22 protein-coding genes are annotated in these 26,798 nt (G+C 31.2%); 17 read left to right on the top strand and 5 right to left on the bottom strand.

All coding sequences use genetic code 11. From position 1 onward, the window contains the following. The first annotated feature begins 4 nt into the window (after positions 1–4). Positions 5–637: a glutaredoxin family protein gene (locus tag ACVC3Y_RS01075; RefSeq protein WP_452225859.1), complete on the top strand. Its 633-nt coding sequence runs from the start codon at positions 5–7 to the stop codon at positions 635–637. 77 nt (positions 638–714) lie between these two features. Here ACVC3Y_RS01075 and ACVC3Y_RS01070 read toward each other — a convergent pair whose 3' ends face one another. The 3 genes from ACVC3Y_RS01070 to recR all read right to left on the bottom strand — a co-directional run bounded on the left by ACVC3Y_RS01070 (position 715) and on the right by recR (position 3,874). Next, a complete protein-coding gene (locus ACVC3Y_RS01070; protein ID WP_303424830.1) occupies positions 715–2,046 on the bottom strand; it encodes a dihydrolipoamide acetyltransferase family protein in 1,332 nt (443 codons plus the stop codon). Positions 2,047–2,149: 103 nt separating this feature from the next. Next, positions 2,150–3,247, bottom strand: coding sequence for a glycosyltransferase family 2 protein (locus ACVC3Y_RS01065; protein ID WP_452225858.1), 1,098 nt, complete (start codon positions 3,245–3,247; stop codon positions 2,150–2,152). Positions 3,248–3,256: 9 nt separating this feature from the next. Then, complete coding sequence (recR, locus tag ACVC3Y_RS01060; RefSeq protein WP_303424826.1) at positions 3,257–3,874, bottom strand: recombination mediator RecR; 618 nt, start codon at positions 3,872–3,874, stop codon at positions 3,257–3,259. Positions 3,875–3,956: 82 nt separating this feature from the next. Here recR and ACVC3Y_RS01055 point away from each other — a divergent pair, with 82 nt between their 5' ends. Then, positions 3,957–5,393 carry a sodium:solute symporter gene (locus ACVC3Y_RS01055; RefSeq protein ID WP_303424824.1) on the top strand — a complete coding sequence of 479 codons (1,437 nt, stop codon included), beginning with the start codon at positions 3,957–3,959 and terminating at the stop codon, positions 5,391–5,393. Here the strand turns inward: ACVC3Y_RS01055 and ACVC3Y_RS01050 are convergent. Beyond that, the gene (locus tag ACVC3Y_RS01050) at positions 5,370–5,732 is read right to left on the bottom strand and encodes a CoA-binding protein (RefSeq protein WP_303424821.1); all 363 of its coding nucleotides are present in this window, start codon (positions 5,730–5,732) and stop codon (positions 5,370–5,372) included. The two genes, ACVC3Y_RS01055 and ACVC3Y_RS01050, sit on opposite strands and share 24 nt — an antisense overlap. A gap of 142 nt (positions 5,733–5,874) precedes the next feature. Between ACVC3Y_RS01050 and ACVC3Y_RS01045 the strand changes: the two genes are divergently transcribed. Then, on the top strand, positions 5,875–8,247 hold the full coding sequence (locus ACVC3Y_RS01045; protein ID WP_452225857.1) for a TonB-dependent receptor domain-containing protein: 2,373 nt from the start codon (positions 5,875–5,877) through the stop codon (positions 8,245–8,247). Positions 8,248–8,594: 347 nt separating this feature from the next. Here ACVC3Y_RS01045 and ACVC3Y_RS01040 read toward each other — a convergent pair whose 3' ends face one another. Then, entirely contained in the window at positions 8,595–9,605 is a 1,011-nt protein-coding gene (locus tag ACVC3Y_RS01040) for a 3-oxoacyl-ACP synthase III family protein (protein WP_303424816.1), read from the bottom strand. 360 nt (positions 9,606–9,965) lie between these two features. On the opposite strand from ACVC3Y_RS01040, the gene htpG reads away from it, so the two are divergent. From htpG to ACVC3Y_RS00970, 14 genes are all read left to right on the top strand, one after another. Then, positions 9,966–11,879 (top strand): molecular chaperone HtpG, encoded by a 1,914-nt coding sequence (gene htpG / locus ACVC3Y_RS01035; RefSeq protein WP_452225856.1) that lies wholly within the window; start codon positions 9,966–9,968, stop codon positions 11,877–11,879. A gap of 215 nt (positions 11,880–12,094) precedes the next feature. After that, a complete protein-coding gene (locus ACVC3Y_RS01030) occupies positions 12,095–13,096 on the top strand; it encodes an alpha/beta fold hydrolase (protein WP_452225855.1) in 1,002 nt (333 codons plus the stop codon). 52 nt (positions 13,097–13,148) lie between these two features. Beyond that, complete coding sequence (locus ACVC3Y_RS01025) at positions 13,149–14,096, top strand: tRNA dihydrouridine synthase (RefSeq protein WP_452225854.1); 948 nt, start codon at positions 13,149–13,151, stop codon at positions 14,094–14,096. A 60-nt stretch (positions 14,097–14,156) separates the two neighbouring features. Beyond that, on the top strand, positions 14,157–15,221 hold the full coding sequence (locus ACVC3Y_RS01020; RefSeq protein ID WP_452225853.1) for a hypothetical protein: 1,065 nt from the start codon (positions 14,157–14,159) through the stop codon (positions 15,219–15,221). Positions 15,222–15,292: 71 nt separating this feature from the next. After that, positions 15,293–16,270, top strand: a complete 978-nt coding sequence (locus tag ACVC3Y_RS01015) for an endonuclease/exonuclease/phosphatase family protein (protein WP_452225852.1) — start codon at positions 15,293–15,295, stop codon at positions 16,268–16,270. A gap of 31 nt (positions 16,271–16,301) precedes the next feature. Next, positions 16,302–16,670, top strand: a complete 369-nt coding sequence (locus ACVC3Y_RS01010) for a hypothetical protein (protein ID WP_452225851.1) — start codon at positions 16,302–16,304, stop codon at positions 16,668–16,670. 232 nt (positions 16,671–16,902) lie between these two features. Continuing rightward, positions 16,903–18,735, top strand: coding sequence for a Xaa-Pro dipeptidyl-peptidase (locus tag ACVC3Y_RS01005; RefSeq protein WP_452225850.1), 1,833 nt, complete (start codon positions 16,903–16,905; stop codon positions 18,733–18,735). A 1-nt stretch (position 18,736) separates the two neighbouring features. Then, positions 18,737–19,318 carry a tRNA-(ms[2]io[6]A)-hydroxylase gene (gene miaE, locus ACVC3Y_RS01000; protein WP_303424794.1) on the top strand — a complete coding sequence of 194 codons (582 nt, stop codon included), beginning with the start codon at positions 18,737–18,739 and terminating at the stop codon, positions 19,316–19,318. 23 nt (positions 19,319–19,341) lie between these two features. After that, complete coding sequence (locus ACVC3Y_RS00995) at positions 19,342–19,902, top strand: hypothetical protein (protein WP_452225849.1); 561 nt, start codon at positions 19,342–19,344, stop codon at positions 19,900–19,902. A 116-nt stretch (positions 19,903–20,018) separates the two neighbouring features. Next, positions 20,019–20,693, top strand: coding sequence for a carboxypeptidase-like regulatory domain-containing protein (locus ACVC3Y_RS00990; protein WP_452225848.1), 675 nt, complete (start codon positions 20,019–20,021; stop codon positions 20,691–20,693). Positions 20,694–20,710: 17 nt separating this feature from the next. Then, complete coding sequence (locus ACVC3Y_RS00985; protein ID WP_452225847.1) at positions 20,711–21,718, top strand: transglutaminase domain-containing protein; 1,008 nt, start codon at positions 20,711–20,713, stop codon at positions 21,716–21,718. Positions 21,719–21,791: 73 nt separating this feature from the next. Next, complete coding sequence (locus ACVC3Y_RS00980) at positions 21,792–24,050, top strand: FUSC family membrane protein (protein WP_452225846.1); 2,259 nt, start codon at positions 21,792–21,794, stop codon at positions 24,048–24,050. 72 nt (positions 24,051–24,122) lie between these two features. Further along, positions 24,123–25,364 carry a DEAD/DEAH box helicase gene (locus ACVC3Y_RS00975; RefSeq protein ID WP_303424781.1) on the top strand — a complete coding sequence of 414 codons (1,242 nt, stop codon included), beginning with the start codon at positions 24,123–24,125 and terminating at the stop codon, positions 25,362–25,364. Between the two features lie 120 nt (positions 25,365–25,484). After that, the gene (locus ACVC3Y_RS00970; protein WP_452225845.1) at positions 25,485–26,798 is read left to right on the top strand and encodes a hypothetical protein; all 1,314 of its coding nucleotides are present in this window, start codon (positions 25,485–25,487) and stop codon (positions 26,796–26,798) included.

The following is a 26,798-nucleotide window of genomic DNA, read 5'->3' as shown; positions in this document are numbered from 1 at the left end:
AATAATGAAATTTCTATTTTTAAGTATTTTTATACTATTATTTACCATACCTACAATAGCACAAAACGACCATGAGTTTGTTCGTATTGAAGAAAAAACTACAGGAAAACGCGTAGAACTTTTTGCTGTAAACACCAATGACATTTCTTATGATGTGTTTTTAAAAGTAGATGCAACTGGCTATAGACGAAGTAGCGCAAGACCAATTATTAAAACGATTCCTGCAAACTCTAAAGTAAGAATGATTACATTAGTTAAACTTGTTAATGAGGAATCTAAATACAATTACACTTTGGTTGTTAATGAAGTTAGCTATGAAATTACCATGCAAAAAGATGACATTGGTTTAGATTTTAAAATTGACGATGCGCTAACCGCTAAAACGGTTACTTTATTTACTAAAGAAAACTGTTTGTTATGTAATCAAACTAAAAGCACTTTAAGTGATAATAAAATAAATTATCAAGAAATAAATATTGATCAAGATTCGACCTATTTAATAGGTTTACTTAAAGAGTTTAAAAAGAATGATCTAAAAAGTAAAGCGACGGTTCCTGTTTTAAAAATCGATGATTCCCTTTACACCAATATAAAAACGCAAAAAGAATTAATTAAAACCTTACAAGCGCATTATTAACAAGTCGCATTATTATAAAAAAAGCACCATTTAAAATGGTGCTTTTTTTATTCTTAAGATTTCTTTCTTTACAGAAATTATATTTCCCTATTGCTGTCCCAAGCTTCTAGATAATCTTTAACAGCTTTTACAAACTGTCCGCCAAGTGCTCCATTTACAACTCTGTGGTCATAAGAGTGAGACATTATCATTTTGTAACGTATACCAATAAAATCTCCTTCTGGAGTTTCTATAACTGCAGGCATTTTACGTATTGCTCCTAAAGCAAGAATACCTACTTGAGGCTGATTAATTATAGGAGTCCCCATAATACTACCAAAGGTACCAACATTCGTTACAGTATAAGTTCCTCCTTGGATATCGTCTGGTTTCAATTTGTTTTCGCGAGCTTTATTAGCCAAACTATTTACCTGTTTTGTCATACCAACTAGATTTAATTGGTCTGCATTTTTAATAACAGGAACTATTAAGTTTCCATCTGGTAAAGCTGCTGCCATACCAAGGTTAATATTTTTCTTTTTAATAATAGTATCTCCTTGTAACGAAATATTAAGCATAGGAAAATCGCGAAGTGCTTTTGCTACTGCCTCCATAAAAATCGGTGTGAAAGTTAAATTTTCTCCTTCACGTTTCATGAAATCGTCTTTTACTTTCTTTCTCCAATTCCAAATTTTAGTTACATCTGCTTCAATAAAACTTTGTACATGTGCGCTTTTTTGCACAGATTCTACCATGTGATGCGCAATTAATTTGCCCATTCTTGTCATTTCAATAATCTCATCTTCACCACTTACTACTGCAGGAGCTACCTCTGCTTTTGGTTTTGCAGTTGTATTTGTAGCTTTAACAGCATTAATATCTTGTGTAGGTGAAGCTTTTGTGCTTTGTTGCGCACCTTTATTTTTTAAGTAATTTAAAATATCATTCTTGGTAACACGACCTTCCTTTCCTGTTCCTGGAAGTGTATCTAACTCTGCTTGCGTTATTCCTTCTTTCTTTGCTATATTTTTTACTAAAGGAGAATAAAAACGTTCGCCACTAGAAATTACAGGAGCAGTAGTTTCTTTTGCTGCTACAACCGTTTGCGCTACTTTTTCTACTGATTCTACTGGAGTTTCTGGTTTTACCTCTTCAACTTTTGGAGCAGAAGTAGTAACAGTATTATTAGCATCTGTTTCAATAATAGCAATGGTTTGACCTACTTGTACAACATCGTCTACATTAAACAATATTTCAACCAAAACGCCATCTACTTCACTTGGCACTTCGCTATCTACTTTATCTGTAGCTATTTCTAAAATCGCTTCATCTTCTTCAATAGTTTCTCCAACTTGTTTTAGCCATGAGGTAATTGTTGCTTCTGCAACACTCTCTCCCATCTTAGGTAATTTCAGTTCAAATTTTGCCATATCTATAACGTAAGCCTTAGTTTTTATTTTTGTTTTGCAAAATTAATAAAAAAAGAACGATTTCGTTCATTATTCACTAAGATTTAACAAAGTGTGTTTTTATTTAAAAATGAAGAATCTCTCCTCGGTTTTGCGAGTCGTTACTTCCGATGATAAAATTAGAACTTTTCGGAATAATTTTAAATGTATGTGTGTTATTTTTTTGTAATTCTAATAGATGCTTAATAATTTCATTGTAATGCATTGTATTGGCATCAAAAATTACTTCTGCATTTGGTCTAACATCTTTTACCTCTGTAATTTGAGATGCTTCAAATGGCAACTTTTTTATAAAACCTGGATCTTTAGTATAAGAAAAAAAAGCATAACTACTTACTGCTTTGGGTTCTATAGGAGGTGCTTTTCTAAAACGTATGGCAAACTGAATTCCGAACCACACTAAAGCATCGAAAAGTATATTGCTTTTAAAATGTTTTTCATAAAAAATCTGCATTGCTCCATAAAAGCGTTTTGCATATTCGGCATCTTTTAATGTGCTTTCTCCTTTATAATGTATAACTGTCGTTTCGCCAAAATAATAATTTTGATAGCCTGCTTTTAAAATTTTATACGACAAGTCGACATCTTCACCATACATAAAATAGTCTTGATCAAAACCTTTTACTTCATCATAAACATTACGTTTCATAAACATAAAAGCACCAACAAGAATATCTATTTTTCCAATTTCATCTTCTTTTAAATGGTTAGAATAGTAGTTTTTAGCGTTTCCAATCATTTTTTGAAAAGCTACTTTTACCACAGGAATATTACGCTTACTTTCTGGAAGAAAATTTCCACTTCCATCAATTAATTTACACGCAATTGCTCCTAACTTCTCTTGTTTTTCGGCAAAACTTAAAATCTTTATAAAAGTATCTTCAGCAACAACTGTATCTGGATTTAATATACAAATATATTCACCTTTAGCTTGAGCAACTCCAATATTATTACCAGTGGAAAATCCGGAATTCTCTTTATTTTCAATCAGTTTTATATTGGGATATTTTTGCTTTATCATAACACAGCTATCGTCTGGCGAATTATTATCTACCACAATAATTTCTGCGTCTAAATTTGCAATAGCAGCTTGCACACTTTGTAGGCATAAGTCTAAAAAGTAGCGAACATTATAATTTAATATGATTATAGAAAGTTTCAAATAAAGTATTTAAGATTTTAAAGAAGTTTCAAAAGGTATTCTATTAATAATACTTCTTCCTAATGTGATTTCGTCGGCATATTCTAATTCATCACCAACTGAAATTCCTCTTGCAATTGTAGAGGTTATTATGTTGTAATCTTGAATTTGCTTAAAAATATAAAAATTGGTGGTATCGCCTTCCATAGTAGAGCTTAAGGCAAAAATAAGTTCTTTTACTTGACCTAATTTCACTTTTTCTACTAAAGAGGTAACATTTAAATCGTGTGGACCAACACCATCCATTGGCGAAATTTTCCCGCCTAATACGTGATATAATCCTCTAAAAGAACTTGTATTTTCTATTGCCATAACGTCTTTTACGTCTTCTACAACACAAATTAATTCTTGATTTCTATGTGGATTTGCGCAAATTTCGCACAAATCCACATCACTAATATTGTGACAAGATGTACAAAACTTAATATGAGAACGCATATTCTCTAAAGCTTTGGATAGTTTTAAAGTCTGTTCTTCTGGTTGTCTTAGCAAATGCAAAACCAGACGTAATGCCGTACGCTTACCTATTCCTGGTAATTGTGACATTTCGTTTACTGCGCTTTCTAATAGTTTTGAAGAAAATTCCATGGTTGCGAATTTAATATTTATTATCAACTTGTTTGAGTATCTTTTAAAGTAATTTGTATTTTGCCTACTTTAATTATAATCTATGACAGCTACACAAATTATTTTACTTATTGCAGCCTATTTTGGGGTGTTAATAATAATCTCTTATTTAACTGGTAAAAAGTCTGGAAATGATGCCTTTTTTAAAGGTAACAAACAATCGCCTTGGTATGTTGTTGCTTTTGGTATGATAGGTGCTTCGCTTTCTGGTGTAACATTTATTTCTGTTCCTGGATGGATTGAAGCTTCCCAATTTAGCTATATGCAAGTAGTTTTAGGTTATATTGTAGGTTATTTAGTGATTGGTACTGTTTTACTTCCTTTATACTATCGATTAAACCTTACCTCTATTTACACCTATTTAGAAGAACGTTTTGGTAACTATTCTTATAAAACTGGTGCTTCTTTTTTTATAATATCTAGAATTATTGGAGCTAGTTTTAGATTGTTTTTAGTTGCTAATGTTCTACAAATTATTTTGTTTGATGAACTAGGGGTTGAATTCTGGCAAACCGTTACTATTACAGTGCTTTTAATTTGGTTATATACTTTTAAATCTGGAATAAAAACTATTGTATGGACAGATACTTTACAAACTCTATTTATGCTTATAGCTGTTGGTGTTGCCATATATTTTGTTAGTGAGTCCTTGAATTTAGAAGGACAAAATATTCTAGGGTTTGTTTTAGATAGTGACTTAAGTAAAACGTTCTTTTTTGATGATTTTAAATCTGGAAACTACTTCTGGAAACAATTTATATCTGGTGCTTTTATTGCTATAGTTATGACAGGATTAGACCAAGATATGATGCAAAAAAACCTAACTTGCAAAACGTTGAAAGATGCACAAAAAAACATGTTTTGGTTTACAATTGTACTAACTATTGTAAACTTCATCTTCTTAAGCTTAGGACTACTTCTAACCGTTTATGCGCAACAAAATGGTATAGACGCACATAAGGATGACTTATTTCCTATTCTTGCTAAAAATCATCTAAGTATTGGTGTTTTTGCCTTTTTTCTTTTAGGATTAATTGCTGCAGCTTATAGTAGTGCAGATTCTGCTTTAACTTCTTTAACCACTTCTTTTAGTATTGATATTTTAGATATTGAAAAAAAACACAATCCAGAAAAACAAGTACAAATTAGAAAACGCATTCATATATTAATATCTCTTATATTAATTTTAGTAATAATTGCTTTTAAATATATAATTAAAGATGCAAGTGTAATTGCTAAACTCTTTGTTTTTGCGGGTTATACATATGGTCCTCTTTTAGGTTTATATGCCTTTGGTTTATTTACTAAATGGCAAGTAAAAGATAAAATTGTACCAATAATAGCTATACTTTCTCCTATTTTATCTTACATAATTAGTGTGAATAGCTTAAAGTGGTTTGGATTCGAATTTGGGTTCTTTATTTTAATTCTAAATGGTCTACTTACCTTTATAGGATTAGTATTGATTCGTAGAAAGTAAAACCAAAGTACAAGCTTCTTCAAAAGCAATATTATTTTCTTTTAAAATAGAATAAAACTCAGGATTTTCGGTTCCTGGGTTAAAAACTACTCGCTTAGGTTGCAAAGAAATTATATGCATATAATATTCCTTTTGTCTTTTCGGATTTATATACAAGGTCACTGTATCTAAGTCTTTATATAATTTTAATTGGGTATCTATTATCACTCCAGCTACTTCTCCTTTTCGTAAACCAAAAGCAACAGTTTTGTGTTTATAGTTTACTAATTTTTGTAATGCAATATTAGAATATCTATCTGGTTTTAAAGAAGCTCCAAACACCAATGTTTTTTTATTCATATTCTTTTTGTTTTATAATGTTAAAATTTGTTAACGAATGTTAAAAACGGTAACAAGATGTAAAAGTAGTCGTCTATACTATTATTAACAAACATCAATCAATCAATCAATCAATCAATCAATCAATCAATCAATCAATCAAATGAAAAAACGAATCGCAGTTTTCTTGCTATTGTTAACTCTTACAATACAAGCACAAACCTCTACAAGACCTTTATTTAAATCTGGAACCATTTCTGGTAAAGTAATAGACGAAACATTAAATGAACCCTTACCTTATGTAACCATTGTTATTAAAAACAGTGCAGATAAAATAATTACAGGAAGTATCACAGATGACGATGGTTATTTTAAAGTAGCAGATATCCCTTTAGGGAAAACCTTTGTAAGTATTCAATTTATTGGTTACAAGACAATTACTCAAGAAATAAATATTACTTCTAACAATAATAAAATAGATTTAGGAACCATAGCACTAGAAGAACAAGCTACTGGATTAGACGAAGTAACTATTGTTGCCGAAGTATCTACCATTCAACAAAAAGTAGATAGAAAAGTTATAACAGTAGGTAAAGACTTAACCACTACAGGAACCACAGCTAGCGAGATTATGAATAACCTCCCTTCGGTTAGTGTAGATAGTCAAAACGGAAACATTAGCTTACGTGGTAACGAAAATGTTAGAGTACTTATAGATGGTAAACCTACCAATGTTCCTGCTGCACAATTATTAAAACAAATTCCTTCTTCTTCTGTAAAAAGTGTAGAATTAATTACAAATCCTTCAGCAAAATACAACCCAGAAGGTATGAGCGGGATTATTAATATTATTCTTCATAAAAACACTAAACTAGGTTTTAATGGAAGTATTGATTTAGGTTTAAGAAAAGAAATTAACGCAAACTTTAATAGTGCTATAAATTTAAATTACCGAAATGGAAAATTTAACTTTTACGGAAACTATGGTACTAGCTATAGAAAAGGAAACAATAATGGACAAATAGATAGGTTTGACGACAACACACAACAGTTATTTCAGTTTTACGATAACAACAAATCGCACTTATATAAGATTGGTGTAGATTATTATATAAATGACAGAAATACATTTTCTATATACACCAATCAAAATATTCATGATGGCAAAACCAAAGGTATTACAGATCTACTTTATTTAGATAATAACGATTCTGATCTTCGTCAAAGATTCAATAATATCAATGACAACAACACTTCTACTTACAATAGTTCTTTTAAACACGATTTTAAAAAAGAAGGACACAACATTATTTTAGAAGGTGATTATAGCGTTTTTAATAGCGATGAGACAGCTAATTTTAGTTTTTCTAATGCACCAAATTATTTAGATTTAGTAGATAATAAAAGAACAAACACACTTTTAAATATTGATTACACCAACCCATTATCTGAAAGTACAAAACTAGAAATTGGTGCAGAATACAGAGTAAATAATTCTGAAAACGACTACAATACTAACAATGTTAATTTTTTGGATTCTAATTACGAATACGACCGAAACATCTATTCTTTTTATGCCACCTTTGGAAAAACCTACGAAAAATGGTCGTATCAAGTTGGAGCTCGTATAGAACAATATGAAGTTGAAGCTAATTTTGCACAAAACACGCAAGAAAACGCAAAATTTACTGATGATCAATTAAGCATATATCCTTCGGCTTTTGTAAGCTATAAAGCATCCGAAAAAAACAGCTACCAATTAAGCTTTAGTCGTCGTGTAGATAGACCTGGATTAGGGCAAATAAATCCTATTAGAGAATGGAGCACACCAAGATTAACCTCTGTTGGAAATCCAGAACTAAAACAACAGTTTACCAACTCTATAGAATTTAATTACACAAGACAATTAGAAAAAGGAAGCATAACAGCAGGAGCATTTTATAGAGTCATTAAAGACGAAATCAACAGGGCTGTATATATTGATCCAGAAGACCCAAACAACGTATTATTAACTTATGATAATTTCGACAAAAATGCTGCTTATGGTTTTGAAGCTTCTAGCAACTATAGACCAACAAAGTGGTGGAATATTAATACAAGTGCAGAATATTACCTGAAAAATGTAAAAGGTGTTGTCGAGCTAGAAAATGTTGATATCCATAATGCAAACTTTAATATTAGAATGAACAATAATTTTAAAGTCTCAAAAAAAATAAGCTTTTCTTTATTTGGTATGTACAGAGGTGAAGACGAAGGTTTACAATTTATTACAAAACCAATGATACTAGTAAACACAGGTCTACGCTACACGTTCTTAGACAATAAAGCAACGTTAAGTTTTGGCTATAATGACATTTTTAATACTATGAAATTTGAGTTTGACCAAGAACGTCCTTATCCTTCACATGGAGAATTTAATTGGGAAAGTAATGCTTGGCAAGTTGGATTAAACTACAGGTTTGGTGGTGGAAAATATAAAGCTTTAAGTAGAAAACAGAGAGATAACAATGAAAAATCTGGTGGCGGATTTATATAGAAAAAAAATAAATTTAATAACCAACATAATAGTTGATGGTTAGTGTTAATGTATGGTTATTAAATAAGAAAACCCAAGGTGTCATTGCTTTGGGTTTTTGTTTTTTTACACAACAATTGTTAAAATACGTTAAAACCTGATAATCAATACAATAAAAAACAATAAACTACGTTAAACTCAAACAACCACCAACTATTATATTATGTTTGAATTAGTCCTTTTAATACAATATATTAATTGAAGTGATTGTTGTAATTACCTTTACAACAAGAAAAAATCCGAATTTGCTAAGTATTCGGATTTTTTTTTATTTCATTAAATAAAGTTTTAGCTTTCTTAGTAATTTATTACCACTTAATAATTACACTTCCCCAAGTAAAACCACTACCAAAAGCAGCAAGTACAACAGTGTCTCCTTCTTTTATTTTTCCTTCTTCCCAAGCTTCAGTTAAAGCTATTGGTATAGATGCTGCAGTTGTGTTTCCGTATTTTTGAATGTTATTAAACACTTGATTATCGGTTAACCCAAATTTTTTCTGAATAAATTGCGCAATGCGTAAATTCGCTTGATGCGGAATTAACATATCTATTGCTTCTTTTTCCAATCCGTTTTTGTTTAAGCCTTCCATAATTACTTCACTAAAACGAACAACTGCATTTTTAAATACAAATTGCCCATTCATGTGCGGAAAATAACTTTCATCATCTGGATCATCATCTGCTAGAATATCTGTTACCCAACGTGTTGCCATTCCTGGAGCTACAAGTGCTAATTCTTCGGCATGTTGCCCTTGACTATGTAAATGTGTAGATAAAATTCCTTTAGAATTATCTTCTTCACGAGTTAATATTGCAGCTCCTGCACCATCTCCAAAAATTACAGAAACTCCTCTTCCTCTTGTTGTTTTATCTAAACCTCGAGAATGTAACTCACTACCTATAACAAGAATGTTTTTATACATTCCTGTTTTTATAAAATTATCTGCAACAGCAATAGCATATACAAATCCAGAGCATTGGTTTCTAACATCTAGAGCTCCAATAGTTTTTATTCCTAATGCATGTTGAACTTGTACTCCAGGACCAGGAAAATACATATCTGGACTTAAGGTTGCAAATACAATAAAATCGATCTCCTCTTTATCTATTCCAGCTCGTTCTATAGCTACTTTAGCAGCTTTTACACCCATGGTTGCTGTAGTGTCTCCCGTTTCTGGCTTTACCCAACGTCTCTCTTTTATTCCTGTTCGTTCTGTTATCCAGGCATCATTGGTCTCCATCATTTTAGACAAATCGTCGTTAGTTACAACGTTATCAGGAACATAATGACCAAGCCCTATTATTTTGGAATTATACATCGAGAATATTTTATTTTTATTTCTGCTAAAAGCGAAACGTAGATTATTAATTTACTAATAAATAGACTCGCAATTTAAGTATTTCGTAAATAATGGTTTCAAAATAAATTTTTATTTATTATGCATGCATAATATTTATCCTGTAATAAAAATTTCTGCTATTATCTATTCGCCTTAAAAGCGAGTTTCTTTATTTTAAAATAATCAATTACATCCATCCAATTTATAACTGCTTAGTTAATGCCATCTTGTCACTTTTTATCAATTGGCATTTTTGTTGCCTACCAATGGGTAACAATAATAAAACTAAGTTTAAACCATTTTTCACTTTCGTGGGAAACATTTAAAAAACAAATAATCATGTCAAAAGGAAAAATTAATGTTTCGGTAGAAAACATTTTCCCATTAATCAAGAAATTTTTATACAGCGATCACGAAATATTTTTACGTGAGCTTATTAGTAATGGTACAGATGCTACTTTAAAACTAAAGCACCTTACTAGTATTGGAGAATCTAAATCGGAATACGGAGATCCTAAAATTGAAGTAAAAATTGATAAAGAAGGAAAGAAACTTCACATCATTGATCAAGGATTAGGAATGACTGCTGAAGAGGTTGAAAAATACATCAACCAAGTAGCTTTTTCTGGAGCCGAAGAATTTTTAGATAAATATAAAGACGCTGCAAAAGACTCTGGAATTATTGGTCATTTTGGTTTAGGTTTTTATTCGGCATTTATGGTTGCTGAAAAAGTAGAAATCATTACCAAATCACACAAAGATGGTACAAAAGCTGCACATTGGACATGTGATGGTTCTCCAGAATTCACTTTAGAAGAAGCTGACAAAACAGATAGAGGTACAGAAATTATTTTGCACATTGCGGAAGATTCTACAGAGTTTTTAGAAGAAGCAAGAATTGGCAGTTTATTGAGCAAATACAATAAGTTCATGCCTATTCCAATTAAGTTTGGAACCAAAGAAATTAATGATCCTGAACATACTCCTGCAACAACAAAAGATGCAGAAGGAAAAGAAACAACAGAGCCTCAGAAAAAAATAACGGTAGATAATATTATCAATAACCCTAATCCAGCTTGGACCAAACAGCCAACAGAATTAGAAGATGAAAACTATAAAAGTTTCTACCAAGAATTATATCCAGCTCAATTTGAAGAGCCTTTATTTCACATTCACTTAAATGTTGATTATCCTTTTAATCTTACAGGAATCTTATATTTCCCTAAGATGACAAACGATTTAAATGTGCAAAAAGATAAAATTCAACTATACCAAAACCAAGTATTCGTAACCGATAATGTTGAAGGTATTGTTCCAGAATTTTTAACCATGCTTCGTGGTGTAATTGATTCGCCAGATATCCCTTTAAACGTTTCTCGTTCGTATTTACAAGCAGATGGTGCAGTAAAAAAGATTTCGTCTTATATTACTAGAAAAGTAGCCGACAAATTAAAATCTTTATTTAATGCCAATCGTGAAGATTTTGAATCTAAATGGGATGATATTAAAATTGTTATTGAATACGGAATGCTTTCCGAAGAAAAATTCTTTGAAAAAGCAGATGCATTTGCATTATACCCTACTGTTGATGGAAAATTCTATACCTACGAAGAGTTATTCAATAAAATAAAAGCAAAACAAACCGATAAAGACGACAAACTGGTTATTCTATATGCTTCCAATAAAGACGAACAACACAGTTATATTGAAGCTGCTACAGCAAAAGGATATGAAGTTTTAATGCTAGATTCTCCAATTGTATCGCATTTAATTCAGAAATTAGAAAGTACAAAGGAAAACATTTCTTTTGCTCGTGTAGATGGAGATCATATTGATAATTTAATAAAAAAAGAAGATACCGCAATTTCAAAATTAAGCGAAGACGAAACAAAAGCTTTAGACGAATTATTAAAAGAGGTAATTCCTTCTGAAAAATTCACTGTACAATTAGAAGCAATGGATAGCAGTGCTTCGCCTTTTATGATTACACAACCAGAATTTATGCGTAGAATGAAAGAAATGCAGCAAACTGGTGGTGGCGGAATGCAAATGTTTGGTAATATGCCAGATATGCATAATCTTATTGTAAACACAAATTCCGATTTAGTTACTGATATTTTAAAAACAGAAGTTAAAGAAGATCAAGCGCGATTAATTACACAAAGTTTAGATTTAGCAAGACTTTCTCAAGGTTTATTAAAAGGAGAAGAGCTTACAAACTTTATTAAACGTAGTTATGAGATGATAAAATAAGCGAAGCGAAATTCTCTTAAAAAAGGGAATGCTTTCTTAATTAGAGAAGCTTTCTACATACTAAGCTATGTCATTATAACTTTTAAACCACTTCAATAACTTGAAGTGGTTTTTTTGTAAACAAGCATGTTAAAAAAAATGTAAACTATGGCGCTAAATAGAGATAAATATTGACCTTTACAGCAAGAAAAATAGACATCTTTAAAACGAGAAAAATGAAAAAGAATATCTTACTCGCATTAGCTTTTACATGTGCTATACTAACAGCAAAAGCCCAAACCGAAAATCTACAATGGTTAGATATAGAATTAGCTAACTATTCCTACCCTTTTCCTGTAGCAACTATAGATTTAAAGATACAAGAGCAAAATTTAAAAATGGCTTATATGGATATTAAGCCAGCTAATTACAACGAAAAGAACATCGTACTTATTCATGGAAAAAACTTTAATGGAGCATACTGGAAAACAACTATTGATGCCTTAACTAAACAAGGGTTTCGTGTTATTGTACCAGATCAAATTGGTTTTGGAAAATCGTCTAAACCAGCACATTTTCATTATACATTTCAACAATTAGCACAAAACACAAAAGCCATCTTAGACCATTTACAAATAGATAAAACGACTATTTTAGGACATTCTATGGGTGGCATGTTAGCGACACGTTTTGCTTTGATGTATCCAGAAACTACCGAAAAATTAATCTTAGAGAACCCAATCGGATTAGAAGATTGGAAATTAAAAGTACCATACAAACCTGTAGAATGGTGGTATACCAACGAACTTAAAAAAAGCTATGAAGGCATAAAAAAATACCAACTAGCAAGTTATTATGACAACCAATGGAAACCAGAATACGACCAATGGGTAAATTTATTAGCAGGCTGGACTTTAAATTCTAACTACAAAACAATTGCTTGGAATGCTGCATTAACTTACGACATGATTTTTACACAACCTGTTGTGTATGAATTCAAAAATATTACAACCCCAACGCTTTTAATTATTGGTACACGAGACAGAACGGCTTTAGGAAAACCTTTAGTTTCAAAAGATGTAAGAGAAACAATGGGCCTATATAGTGAACTAGGAAAAGTAACACAACAGAAAATCCCAAATGCACAATTAATAGAAATTGAAAATGTTGGTCATTTACCACATATTGAAAAATTTGAAAGCTTTATAAATCCTTTAATAAAATTTCTTATCGAATAAACGGTTACAAAAATCAAAAACAATTGGCTTATATTTGCCCCAAGTATAAACTATGAGTGTAACTTTACTTTCTTCTCCTTTACAAGGTTTTACAGATTTCCGATTTCGTAATGCATTTCATCAATATTTTGGAGGCATCGATACTTTTTATGCACCTTATATTAGGCTAAACGGAAAACTAAAAATTAAGCAGTCGTATCAATTAGATTTACAACCAGAAAACAATACCACTTTAGAAGTTATTCCGCAAGTAATGACAAATGATCCCGACGAGTTTCTGTTTGTTGTAAAATACGTACAAAGTTTAGGTTACAAAGAGCTAAACTGGAATTTAGGTTGCCCTTATCCAATGGTAACAAAATCCGGAATGGGCTCTGGCTTAATTTGTAATCCTACTAAAATTGACGAAGTTTTAAAACGCGCTCACAACGAAACAGATATTACTGTTTCTATGAAAATGAGAATGGGTTACGAACATGCCGAAGAAATTTTAGACACCTTCCCTATTCTAGATAAATACCCATTAAAAAGTATTGCCATTCATGCTAGAATTGGCAAACAATTATACAAAGGCCCTGTAGATTTAGATGCATTTCAACGTTGTATATCAAGTACCAAACATAAACTATATTACAATGGTGATATTACTAGTGTTGCAGCTTTTAAAAAAATGGATGAACGTTTTCCAAGTATTGATCATTTTATGATTGGTCGTGGGTTAATTGCAGATCCGTTTTTACCAAGTATGATAAAAAATAATACTACAGAGTATCCCAAAAACAGATGGGAAATTTTCTCCGAATTTCACGACACCATTTATCAGCAATACGATGCATACCTTTCTGGTCCAACACCAATAAAAATGAAAATGTTAGGCTTCTGGGAATTCTTCTCGCAGTCCTTTTCTAATCCGCAAAAAACATACAAAGCCATAAAAAAAGCTGGAAATCCAATAAAATACAAACAAGCAGTAAAAGAAATTTTAAATAAAGAGAAATAATAATTTTACACTTGGTATTAAAAAAAAATCAAATTACCTTATAGCCATTAAACAATAGCAATGGACAAAAAGTTAATTTCTAAAAAAAAACCAGCATTTCCAATTAACGAAATGCTATCCAATTATCTTACGATACAAGGAAGGAATATAAAAATACCTATTTATTATGATGACTTACTACGTTTTCAAGGAGCTATTGAAATTTTTGATGAAAACGATAATGATACCCTTTGGGTTAGCTGTTTCTACGCCGAACACGAACGGGAAGAAATACACAACAGTTTAAAGCAAATGTATTCCATCTTACATTCCGATGGAAGTGATAATATTTTACCTTATTTAAATATTGATAGTATCGATTTTTGCACTTTTGGTAACAGCAAACCTTTTCGTATTAAAGTACGAAATATACTAAACGACAACTACCTTTTTCTTTACATAAAAAAGGCAGATGCATCCCGTATTTATGGTTTAGAACTAGAAGATATTCTATCCCCAAATCATATTAACTATTTAGTTCACAAAGACACTTTAATTGAAGAACATATTTCTGGAATACCAGGAGACATATACATAACAGAGCATTTACATACGATTTCAGAGCAAGATAAAAGAGAGTTGGCTAAAGAGTTTGTTAAGTTTAACGAACGTTGTTTCGTAAGACTATTAGGAGATATGCGCTCCTACAACTATGTTATTGTTATTAGTTATGATTTTGACAGAAAACAATACCGAATTCGAGCAGTAGATTTTGACCAACAAAGCTATGAAGGAAATGCGAAAGTTTACAGACCTCAGTTTTTAAAAGAAAACAATCCGTTTGTAAACATGAGCTTAAAAGTTTTAGCAAAAGAATCTATAGAACAATATAAAAAAGAAGAACGCTCCTTATTAGCAAAACGTGCAAAAAGTGAACAAAAACGATTAAAGCACTTATTGCAATGCATGAAAAAAGATACCATCTCTACACCTGAAAAAGTTAAAGAATTAAAAAATGGCTTGTTCGTTTTAACAGGTGATGTACGATTTAAACGCGCAAAAAACATGGGAGAATTACTAAAAGCTGCTCTAGACTTTATTAAAAGAAATTACCAAAACGTGAACCCCTATATTATTAGATCGTAAAACGATTACCAAAAGAATAGAAAAACAATAGCAAATAGACAATTTAGTAATTATTATAGAATAATTTTTAAATGAAAAAAACACTAAAAAAAATTCTAGTAAGTTTTGGTATACTTTTCCTAGTTTCCGGAATCTTTTTCTTTTGGGCTTCTGCTTCTAATCTAACAGAGAATAATTACCAAAAACTAGAAGTAAATCAACTAAAACAAATAACAGATACCGATTCCATTTATAGCATTGTTACCTATAATATTGGCTACTTAAGTGGTATGACCAATAATCTTGCTGTAGAAAAACCAAAAACACTATTCGATACTAATTTAAAACATGTATTAACCGAATTTAAAAATATTAATCCTGACATTATCGCTTTTCAGGAAATTGATTTTGATGCTTCCAGGTCATATCACATCAACCAGCATGATACCATAGCTAAACTAGGTTACAATTTTGAAGCCGAAACAGTAAACTGGGACAAAACCTATGTGCCATTTCCATATTGGCCACCAACCATTCATTTTGGTAAAGTGATTTCTGGGCAATCCGTTTTAAGTAAATATCCAATAAATAGTCAAGAAAGAAAGGTGTTAAAACGCGTTACAAGCAGTCCGTTTTATAGAGATGCTTTTTATTTAGAACGTTTAGCACAAGTGGTAAAAGTAACCATAGAAAACCAAGAAGTCGTTTTAATAAATGTTCATCTTGAAGCTTTTAATACACAAACACGTGCTAGTCAATTACAAGAAGTAATGGCTATTTTTAACACCTATGCAGCTACCAACCCTACTATTTTATTAGGTGATTTTAATAGTGATGCAAAAGATGAAAATGCCGTTATAAAAACCCTTTTAAAATCTAAAACCATTGGCAATGCTGCTTTTTCTAAAAACAATATCGCTTGTACTTATAACTCCGAAAAACCAGAAGTACGCATCGATTATATTTTTTACACCAAAAAGTATATTGCTTATATCGACGGAAAAGTATTAAACCAATTTGGCTCTGCTTCCGATCACCTACCCGTAGAAATGCATTTTAAACTTAAATAAAATATCGCTTTTTCGGAAATATAACTGCATTATGATTAAACTTTGGAAACCACTTAGCTACACTTCAAAATTCTCAATTATTGCCTTTTTACTAGCTGCAATTTTAGGTCTACTAAGTATGGGACTTTTAGGCTTTGCACTCTACTATTGCGTTTTCTTTTTATTTAATAACTATCCAAATATTAACGACTGGACTGGAGATTGGGTTTGGCCAGCAGTTATAGTAGCAGGAACTGCTTGGTCTTTAGGCTTTGTTTTTGCAGGAATAGCATGGCATTTTTTACATAAAAAAATAAAAACCATACTCTTACTTCGTATTATTTACATCGCCATACTTTGGCTTTGGGCAGCGACCATTTGGTATCTTATTATTACAACAAATCTAAATGTAGCCCGTTAAAATAGTATAAAAACCATATCGCTTTCGCGGAAAGCATACAAATAGCTATTTATGTGTTTTTAGAACAACCTTAATGACGAAAAATACGAAGACATTTTCTATGCACTCGATGTTTACTGAAATACACAACTAATTTCTGCTAAAAACATTTACCATTCCCTTAACATTTTAGCACTTCCCTATTTCCAAAAAATAACTAACTTGTACCAACAATTTATAACAAGAAGTTATCATGGTAAAAAAGTACAATACATTAGGAGTATTTGCCTTCCTATTTTTAGTAGCTACAGCAGGTTTTGCACAAGACAAAACGGTTCCTGTTTTTAAAGATGGAGAAGCACAAATAGTAGAAGGTTTTAGCGATAATAAAGATTGGATAAGACATGATCTATGGGTAGAAACTACTTTTAACACCGACGGAGACGACAAATTAGATCGAATGCATGTTGCCGTTACTAGACCAAAACAAACAGATACCGAAGGTTTAAAATTACCTGTAGTATATGTAAGTAGCCCGTATTTTGCTGGTGTAGCAGGAGACCTTCCAGGTGTCATGTGGAATGTAGAACACGAACTTGGCGAACCCGCAAATGAAGAACGTGTACACCCTGAAGTTACTCGCAGAGGGGAACGACCAATAATTTCTAACTCGCATATTAGAAAATGGGTACCTCGTGGTTATATCGTCGTACACTCGTCTTCACCAGGAACTGGTTTATCACAAGGAGCTCCAACCGTTGGTGGTGAAAATGAATCTCTTGCTCCAAAAGCAGTTATCGATTGGTTAAACGGTCGTGTAAAAGGATACACTACTCCAGATGGAGATGAAGAAGTAAAAGCTACTTGGACTACCGGAAAAGTTGGTATGACAGGAACTTCTTATAATGGAACCATTCCCCTTGCTGCTGCAACTACAGGTGTTGAAGGCTTAGAAGCGATTATTCCTATTGCTCCAAATACTTCCTACTATCATTACTATAGATCGAACGGATTAGTACGCTCTCCTGGAGGCTACTTAGGTGAAGATATTGATGTACTATACGATTTTATTCATAGTGGAGACGAGAGTAAACGTCCGTACAACAATAAAACCGTTAGAGATACCGAAATGAAAAATGGCATGGACAGACTTACCGGAGATTATAACGATTTTTGGGCTGGTCGTGATTATTTAAATAAAATGAAATACATGAATGCGGCTTTATTAATGTCGCATGGTTTTAACGATTGGAATGTGATGCCAGAGCATAGTTACCGCATTTTTAAGCAAGCGAAAAAACAAGGCATTCCTTCTCAAATTTATTACCACCAAAATGGACATGGTGGTCCTCCACCAATGACCATGATGAACCGTTGGTTTACACACTACCTTCATGGTATCGATAATGGTGTAGAAAAAGATGCAGAAGCATGGATTGTTAGAGAAAATGACAAACGCGAAAACCCTACTGCATATTCAGCCTATCCTAATCCTAATGCGAAGCCGGTAAACCTATACCTAAACAAAAATGGAAATCAAGTTGGCACGCTTTCCTTAGAACAAAACAAAAACCAAGGACAAGAAACTTTAATCGACGATTTTAAAAGTTCTGGAAAAGCTCATGCTACAGCTGTAGAGTCTAAAAACAGACTATTATTTGTTACACCAGAGTTAAAACAAGAGGTGCATATTTCTGGAGAAAGTACGATTAACATAAGTGTTTCTAGTAGTAAACCAGCTGCAAACTTATCGGTTTGGTTGGTATCTCTACCATGGAAAGAAGACTCTAAAATCATTACTGATAATATTATTACCCGTGGTTGGGCAGATCCGCAAAACTCTAAATCATTAAGCGAAAGTGCTCCTTTAATTCCAGGAGAATTTTACAATTTAAAGTTTACTTTACAACCAGACGATCAAATAATTCCTGCAGGACAACAAATAGGTTTGGTTATTTTTTCTAGTGATAAAGAATTTACTTTACACCCAGAACCAGGAACTGAAGTTACTGTAGACTTAGATAAAACTAGCATTTCTTTACCAATCGTTGATGGATTGAAAGCATTAGAAAACGCAATAAATTAATATGTTAGGACTTAAACTAGAAACCGATCCTCGTTGGGTAAATATTGCAGAATCTAACTTAGAAGAGATTTTAACAGACCATGCTTGGTGTGAACAAAAAGCCGCTACTAATGCTATAAAACTAGTATCATTAAACTCCGAACATGTAGATTTAGTTACCGAACTTTTAATTATTGCACAAGAGGAACTAGAGCACTTTCAAATGGTGCATAATATTATTAAGGAACGTGGTTATACTTTAGGTCCTGAACGCAAAGACAGCTATGTAAACGAACTTTTTAAATTTATTATTAAAGGAGGAAATAAACACCAACAATTGGTAGATAGGCTTTTATTTTCGGCAATGATTGAAGCTAGAAGTTGTGAAAGATTCAAATTATTATCGACAACCATAAAAGACAAAAAACTAGCCAAGTTTTATCATGAATTAATGATTAGTGAAGCAGGACATTACACTACTTTTATTGGCTTTGCAAGACAATATGGTAAAGGTGTAGATGTAGAAAAACGTTGGGAAAAATTTTTAGAATTTGAAGGAGAACTCATTAAAAGTTATGGAAAAAGCGAAACGATTCATGGGTAGATTTACCCTAAAAAATTAAACTTTTGAAAACCTCTTTTTCCGACAGAAAAAATTTTACTCTATTTGCACTAAAACAACATATAGGACTACTTGGTATTTGGCTGGTTTTCATTTTATTTGGCAGTTTTTTTATTTTTTTAGGAAATAATATAGAAAAAGAGGGCTATGGCTTTATCCTTTTTGGAATTGCTTTTATTGTATTAAGTTCTGCATTCATGCTTTTTACACTTCCGTCTAGTATTATTTATTATTACGAACAAGCACTAACAAAAAAATACGGAAGCTACACAACTGCAACAATTACAAACAAAAGAATAGACGATTACTCGCATACGACGAGTTCTTTTGATGGTGGTAAATCGAAAAAAATAGCAGAATTTCTATATGCTATTGAATTTCAATTTTCATATAACAATCAAGTCTTTGAAGGCGAATGTTTTTTCGAACACCAAGCAACTTTTGAAGCTATTACTTTAGAAACACAATTACCTATTCAGTTTTTAAAAACCAATCCCAAGAAAATAACAGTAAGAAGAAGAAAATTAGCAAATCAACTAGGTATAAAACCTAAATTGTGTAATTAGTTCACTTACAAAAACAACTACTTCACGCACCGAAAAGCAGTCTTTACGAATTAGCGGTTTTAAAATATCTATTAGATATATAGGTTTGTTGCATACTAACATTAACACTATATATCATGAAAAATCAAATCCAAGTAAACATCAACAAACCTTGTTCTCAAGATTTCAACCAATTTTCTCCAACTAAAAAAGGAGGGTTTTGTAATTCTTGTGAAAAAGAAGTCATCGATTTTACAAAAATGAGTGCTCCAGAAATCATCTCTTATTTTAAAACTAGAGAGACAGAAAATACTTGTGGTAGATTTAATAGCAAGCAATTAACAACCTATAACTACAAACCAGAAAAAAGTAAAATTCGCAGTTTTATTAGTGCCTTTGGTATAGCATGCTTATCCATTTTTAGTCTTGCTCCAGCACAAGCTCAAGACAGTAAAAAAATAGAAACTAACAAAAATTCTTCAGAAATAAATACCAAAGACCAACTAAAAGAAATGGAAGTAAAAGGAACCATTTTGGACGAAAATGGTTTGCCTTTACCTACTGCTACTGTTATCTTACAAAACTCAACTATTGGAACATCCACAGATTTTGATGGCTATTTTGAGTTTCCTAAAAAATTAAAAAAAGGAGATGTTTTATTATTTAGCTATGTTGGCTATCAAACAAAAAAGGTAGTAATTAGCGACGAAAACTCGACCTCCAATATAAGTTTACAAGTAGACATGTCAATGGATGTTTGCATCTTAACAGGAAAAGTTGCTGTTAAAAAAGTGTATGCTTCAAAAAAATAATAAACACTTTATTTTATATGAAAAACAGATGTATTTATATCGCTTTTCTTATTTCAATTACTACCATAGCACAGGTTTCAGACTTTAAAAACATAGACTTTACTATTGCTAATAATACCGCAAAACTACAGGAAGGAGCAGGTTTAGAAAACCTTCCTCTACTCGCCTATAATCTTACACATAATTTAAAAACAGATGTCGAGAAATTTAGAGCTATCTATACTTGGGTCTGCACTAATATTAAAGGAGATGCCAGCCAAGACAACAAGGTAACTAAGAAAAGAAAAAAACTAAAAAACGACAGTTTAGCATATCTAAAATGGAATAATTCTTATAAAAAAATCGCTTTTAAAAAACTGCTAAAAAAGCAAAAAACCATGTGTACTGGATATGCTTATTTAATTAAAGAATTATGTTTTATTGCTAATATAGAATGTAAGATTATTAATGGTTACGGCAGATCTACAGAAGCAAATGTTTTGGATTTAGAATTAATAAACCATTCCTGGAATGCAGTAAAACTAAACAACAAATGGTATTTATGTGATGCAACTTGGTCCAGTGGATATATGATTAATTATTCGCGTTTTGTACAAGATTATAATGATGGTTATTTTTTAACAAATCCAATATTATTTGCTAAAAATCATTATCCTTCGCAAAAAAAATGGTTGTTAGATAGTACATTAATCGCTTCCAAATTTAAGGCTTCACCCCTAGTTTATGGCGATACTTTTACTCATAAAATAATTCCTTTACTTCCAGAGGAAATGAAAATCAATTCTGAAGTATACCAAGAAATTGAATTCCGCTTTAAAACTTTAAAAAAGATAAGCACTGATAAAGTAAAATTGATTCAATACTCTGGATTACTTGAAAAACCATTTAAAATTTATGCTCTTAAAAACGAAAATGGTATCCTTTCTTTTCGATATCAATTTAAGCAAAAGGGCAATTATGATGTGCATTTAAAATTGGAAGAGGATATCGTTGCAACTTATATTTTTGAGATTACAAAAAACTAAAAAATGGAATCTAATTATAATTAACACAAGATTAATCTAGCTTAAAAAACAATTAAACTACCTTTGCTCTACCATGCAAAAAAAGTTTAAAAACTATTTAATAAACACAGAACTTTTCCTTAAAGGCTCCAGCTTTTATAGAGGCATTGTACTTACAATCGCTATTGTTTTACCACTAATAATTTTTAATTTTATAGATTTATTTGCATTAGCTCCTGCTATTGCGCTAGGTTCTTTTTTAAATGCTCCAAGTGATGTCCCTGGTAGTTTAAAACGTAAAATTAATGGTATTCTAATAAGTATATTATTAACACTAATGGTTACGTTTATAATATTTATAAGCAAACCGTTTTTTATTTTACTTCTTTTTGCCATTACAGTTTTAAGTTTTTTTATCAGTTTAATTTCGGTGTATGGTTTTCGCGCTTCTTTAATTTCATTTTCTGGTTTATTAGCTATTGTATTAGCTTTAGCTGTAGAAAAAACAGATTTAAAATCGATACTAATTCATATTGGTTTATTAGCTATTGGTGGAGTTTGGTATTTAGTTGTATCCTTACTTTCTAATTGGTTGTTTCCTAAAAAAGATGACGACCAACTACTCTCTGACACCTTATCTCTTACTGGTGAATTTTTAAAAATTAGAGCCAAGCTACTTACCAAGCAAAATAAGCGTGAAAAATTTTCAAAAAAAGCACTAATACTACAAACACAAATAAGTGAAAAACACGAAACATTAAGAGAGTTACTTTTAGAAGGTAGAAAGCGTTCTGGTAGGTCTTTTTCTAACGAGCGAAGATTATTAATATTTATTTCTTGTGTAGATATTTTTGAATTGGCTTTAGCAAATTCCTTAGATTATTCGAAAATAGACACCCTATTTGGCTTACATAAAGTGTATTTAAAATCCTTTAAAAAAATGAATAAAGAGCTGGGAAAACACCTCATCATTTTATCGGAACTATTAATTAAAAAAGGAGAACTTCCAGAATTAGAAATTTTAAATAAAACCTTTACAAAAACAGAAAAAGCAATACAAGAATACGTGCAAATAGTAAGCCTACCAAAAGCACGTGAAGGCGCAATTACACTTAGAAATCTTCAAGATTACCAAAAGCAATTATTACAAGAAGTGAAAGCCGTTAGACGTGTTTTAAAGAAAGTAAAAGACAATACAAAAGCATCTTTAAAAGCACAAGATTCTAAGCAATTTTTAACTTCACAAGATTATAGATTTAATATCTTACTACAGCATTTTAGTTTAAAATCGCCAATGCTTAGACATGCTTTAAGACTTTCTATAACTATCCTTTTGGGTTTTCTTTTAGGAAGTATTTTAGATTTAAAAAACGCCTATTGGATCGTGTTAACTATTATTGTAATTATGCGTCCAAATTATGGTTTAACTAAAGAACGTTCGAAAAATCGAATTATAGGAACTATTATTGGAGCATTAATAGCAACTAGTATTGTTTTACTTACAAAAAACACTACTATTTATATGGTGCTAGCGGTAACTTCTTTAACTTTTGCTTTTTCCTTAATACAACAGAGTTATAAAGTAGGTGCTGCATTTATAACTATTCATATCGTTTTTGTGTATTCGTTAATAGAGCCTAACGCATTTGCTGTAATTCAATATCGAGTTATAGATACTGTCATTGGTGCGAGTTTAGCAGTTTTGGCTAACTATTTACTTTTCCCTAGTTGGGAATACAAAAACCTAGACACTGTAATTATAGATGTAATTTCCTCGAATAAGAACTACTTAGAAGCCACTAAAAAGTTATACCATAATAAAGAAGAAAATAACTTAGCATATAAAATATCTAGAAAAAAGGCTTTTCTTGCTATGAGTAATTTAAATGCCGCTTTTCAAAGAGTCACTCAGGACCCAAAATCAAAACAAAAAGAAGCTGCTTTAATTTATGATATCGTAACGTTAAACCATACGATTCTCTCGGCAATAGCTTCCATTGGAAGCTATATTTTAAATCACAATACTACTTCTGCTTCCGAAGAATTTGATACCATTATCGAAAGTATTTCTAAAGCCTTAAATCATTCTAGCTCTAAACTCGAAAGTAGTAAAACGATTCCTTTTTCCGAAGAGAAAGAAATAGTATTAGCCCATAAAAAGCTACAAGAACGTTATCAAAATTTATCCCAAAAAAGAGATATTGCTATCGAAGCTGGACAAACACAAATTGATGACAAAGCCCTTTTAAATCTACAAGAAGCACATTTAATTAGCAACCAATTGCTTTGGTTAAAATCCTTATCTATTAATTTAACTAATGTAGCAGCAAAATATAAATCGGCTTTTAATTAAGTTTATAAAAAGGGATTCTTTTATATTTAGTCTGCTATAACTTTTAAGTTATCTTTGTACAAAATAAACCACATGTCATTTAAAGACTTACAACTAAATAAACCTTTGTTACGTGCTATTGCCGAAACTGGTTACGACAATCCAACCTTAGTACAAGAAAAAACCATTCCTTTTGTACTGGACAAAAAAGATGTTATTTGTTCTGCACAAACAGGAACAGGTAAAACAGCAGCTTTTGCTTTACCTATTTTGCAACTGTTATACGATAAGCAAGAAGGTTCTAAAAAAGGCAAAAAGATTCGTGCAGTTATTGTAAGTCCAACTAGAGAATTGGCCGCTCAAATACAAGAAAATTTTAAAACCTATGCTAAAAACACAAGCTTAACGACTACGGTTATTTATGGAGGTACAAGTATAGAACCTCAAAAAGACATATTAAAAAAAGGAGTCGATATTTTAATTGCTACCCCAGGACGCTTGTTAGATTTACACAAACAAGATTGTGTTAATCTAGATTATGTGGAAACCTTGGTTTTAGACGAAGCAGATTTAATGCTAGACATGGGATTTATTGACGATGTAAAAAAAATAGAACGCCTTTGTCCAGAAGAAAAGCAAATTTTATTATTCTCGGCAACCATACCTTTTAAAGTAGAACAACTTGCTAATACTATTTTAAAATCGCCAGAACGCATTGAAGTTACACCTACCTCATCTGCTGCAAAAAATGTTAGTCAGGTTTTGTATTACGTACCTAAAAAAGATAAAATCGAACTATGTTTACACTTACTTCGTAACACTATAAAAGGAAACATTCTTATTTTTAGACGCACCAAATTTGGTGTAGATAAGTTAGAGAAGACGCTTTTAAAAAACGATTTTAAAGTTGAAACGATTCATGGAGACAAAGCACAAAACTTACGTCAGGATGCACTTAAAAAGTTTAAAAATGGGTATGTTAATATTTTAATAGCTACAGATGTCGCTGCACGCGGAATTGATATTAACGAACTAGATGCTGTGGTAAATTTCGATTTACCAAATGTGCCAGAAACCTATGTGCACCGAATTGGAAGAACAGGAAGGGCAGGAAACTTTGGAGCTTCCTTTTCCTTGTGTTCTGCAGATGAGAAAGCGTATATAAAAAGCATTCAGCAATTAATTAATGTGCAAATTCCTGTAGAAGAAGACCATCCATATCCTTTAGATCCAAATGCAAAACCAGTGAGGCACACCTCTAAAAAAACAGGAAGCAAGCATAAAAAAGGACGTAAAAGTGAAGCTTCAAAAAAGAAAAAGAAGCGTTGGTATTAGTTGATTGTTGATTGTTAATTGTTAATTGTTAATTGTTAAAATAGATCATTTTAGCTTGTATAGAAAATGCTCAGATTATTTTAATAAATTAATTATCTTGCTTATTAAATATAGTAATTAATGAGAAACGATTATAAATCAGAAGGGTTTAAAAAATTACTCGACAGATTGCAACAAGAAAGTTGGCAATTAGAATTACTTATTTCAGGTTTTGCTATTTTTGGGTTGTTTAGTCTACAAGCATATATTTTTGATGAATATGCACAAAATGTTCAAGATGTTAATATTTACAAAATTGCTTTATTAGCTAGTGCAACACCAATTATTTTTATTTTATTATTCAACTTAATCATACATGTTTTATTACGAGGTTTATGGATTGGTGCTTTGGGTTTACGTTATGTTTCTGGAGATATTGAATATGAAAAACTAAACTACTCCGTAAAATTTACAGCTTACCTTAAGCGAAAAGTTGGTTCTTTTGATAAGTATATCTCTAAATTAGAAGATTATTGCAGCATCATGTTTGCTGTTTCCTTTCTTATGGTTTTTTATGTTTTAGGAATAATTTCGGTGATTTTCATTTTTTCTATTACAAAAAACTATTTCAATTTATACGAAGGCCCGCTTGCCAGCGTATTAAATATTATTGGTAATATTCTAGGCTTCTTTTTTGCTATAGGCATGCTACTAACTTTAATTGATTTTGTATCGCAAGGTTTTTTAAAAAAGAAAAAAGCACTAGCAAATATCTATTTTCCTTTTTATAAGATTTTTAGCCTTTTAACGCTTTCGTTTTTATATAGACCATTAGTCTATAACTTTTTAGATAATAAGTTTGGTAGACGCATTAGCTTATTATTATTTCCACTATATTTTTTAATATTTCTATCTACAGCTACTTATTATAAAACATCAAACTATATAAAAACAACAAGACTTTCAACTAGTCAATATGCAAGTAATAATAATTATTATGATGTATTACCAGAAAAAGAATTTATAAACACAGCAGCAATTACTAGTAAAATTATTACAAAATCTCACCTTCCTTTATTTATACCCTATGTGGAAAGCATTGAAGATCGCATTTTTGAATTCAACCCAACTTTAGCTCCTTTAAAAGACACAAGAGGACTTAGCAGTAATATTACTTTTACCTCTGAAAATTCAAAAACAAATAGAGATAGTTTAGTTACTTTATATTTAAAAACTTTTAAAAGCATATATAAAGTAAGTATAGATAGTACAAAGTATAATCTAGATTATATTATTTCAGAAAACAAAAAGAAACAAATTGGTTTTGAAACGATCATAAATATAGATAGTCTGCAAAACGGTAGACATACACTGCATCTTAAACGAATCATTAAACCAAAAACCGATTCTATTGGTAATATTATTAGTATTCCTTTTTGGTATTATCACGAATAG

The sequence above is a fragment of the Lacinutrix cladophorae genome (assembly GCF_053604645.1).
Note: the sequence above shows the minus strand (reverse complement) of the source record. Positions and strands in the feature narration are given on the sequence as shown.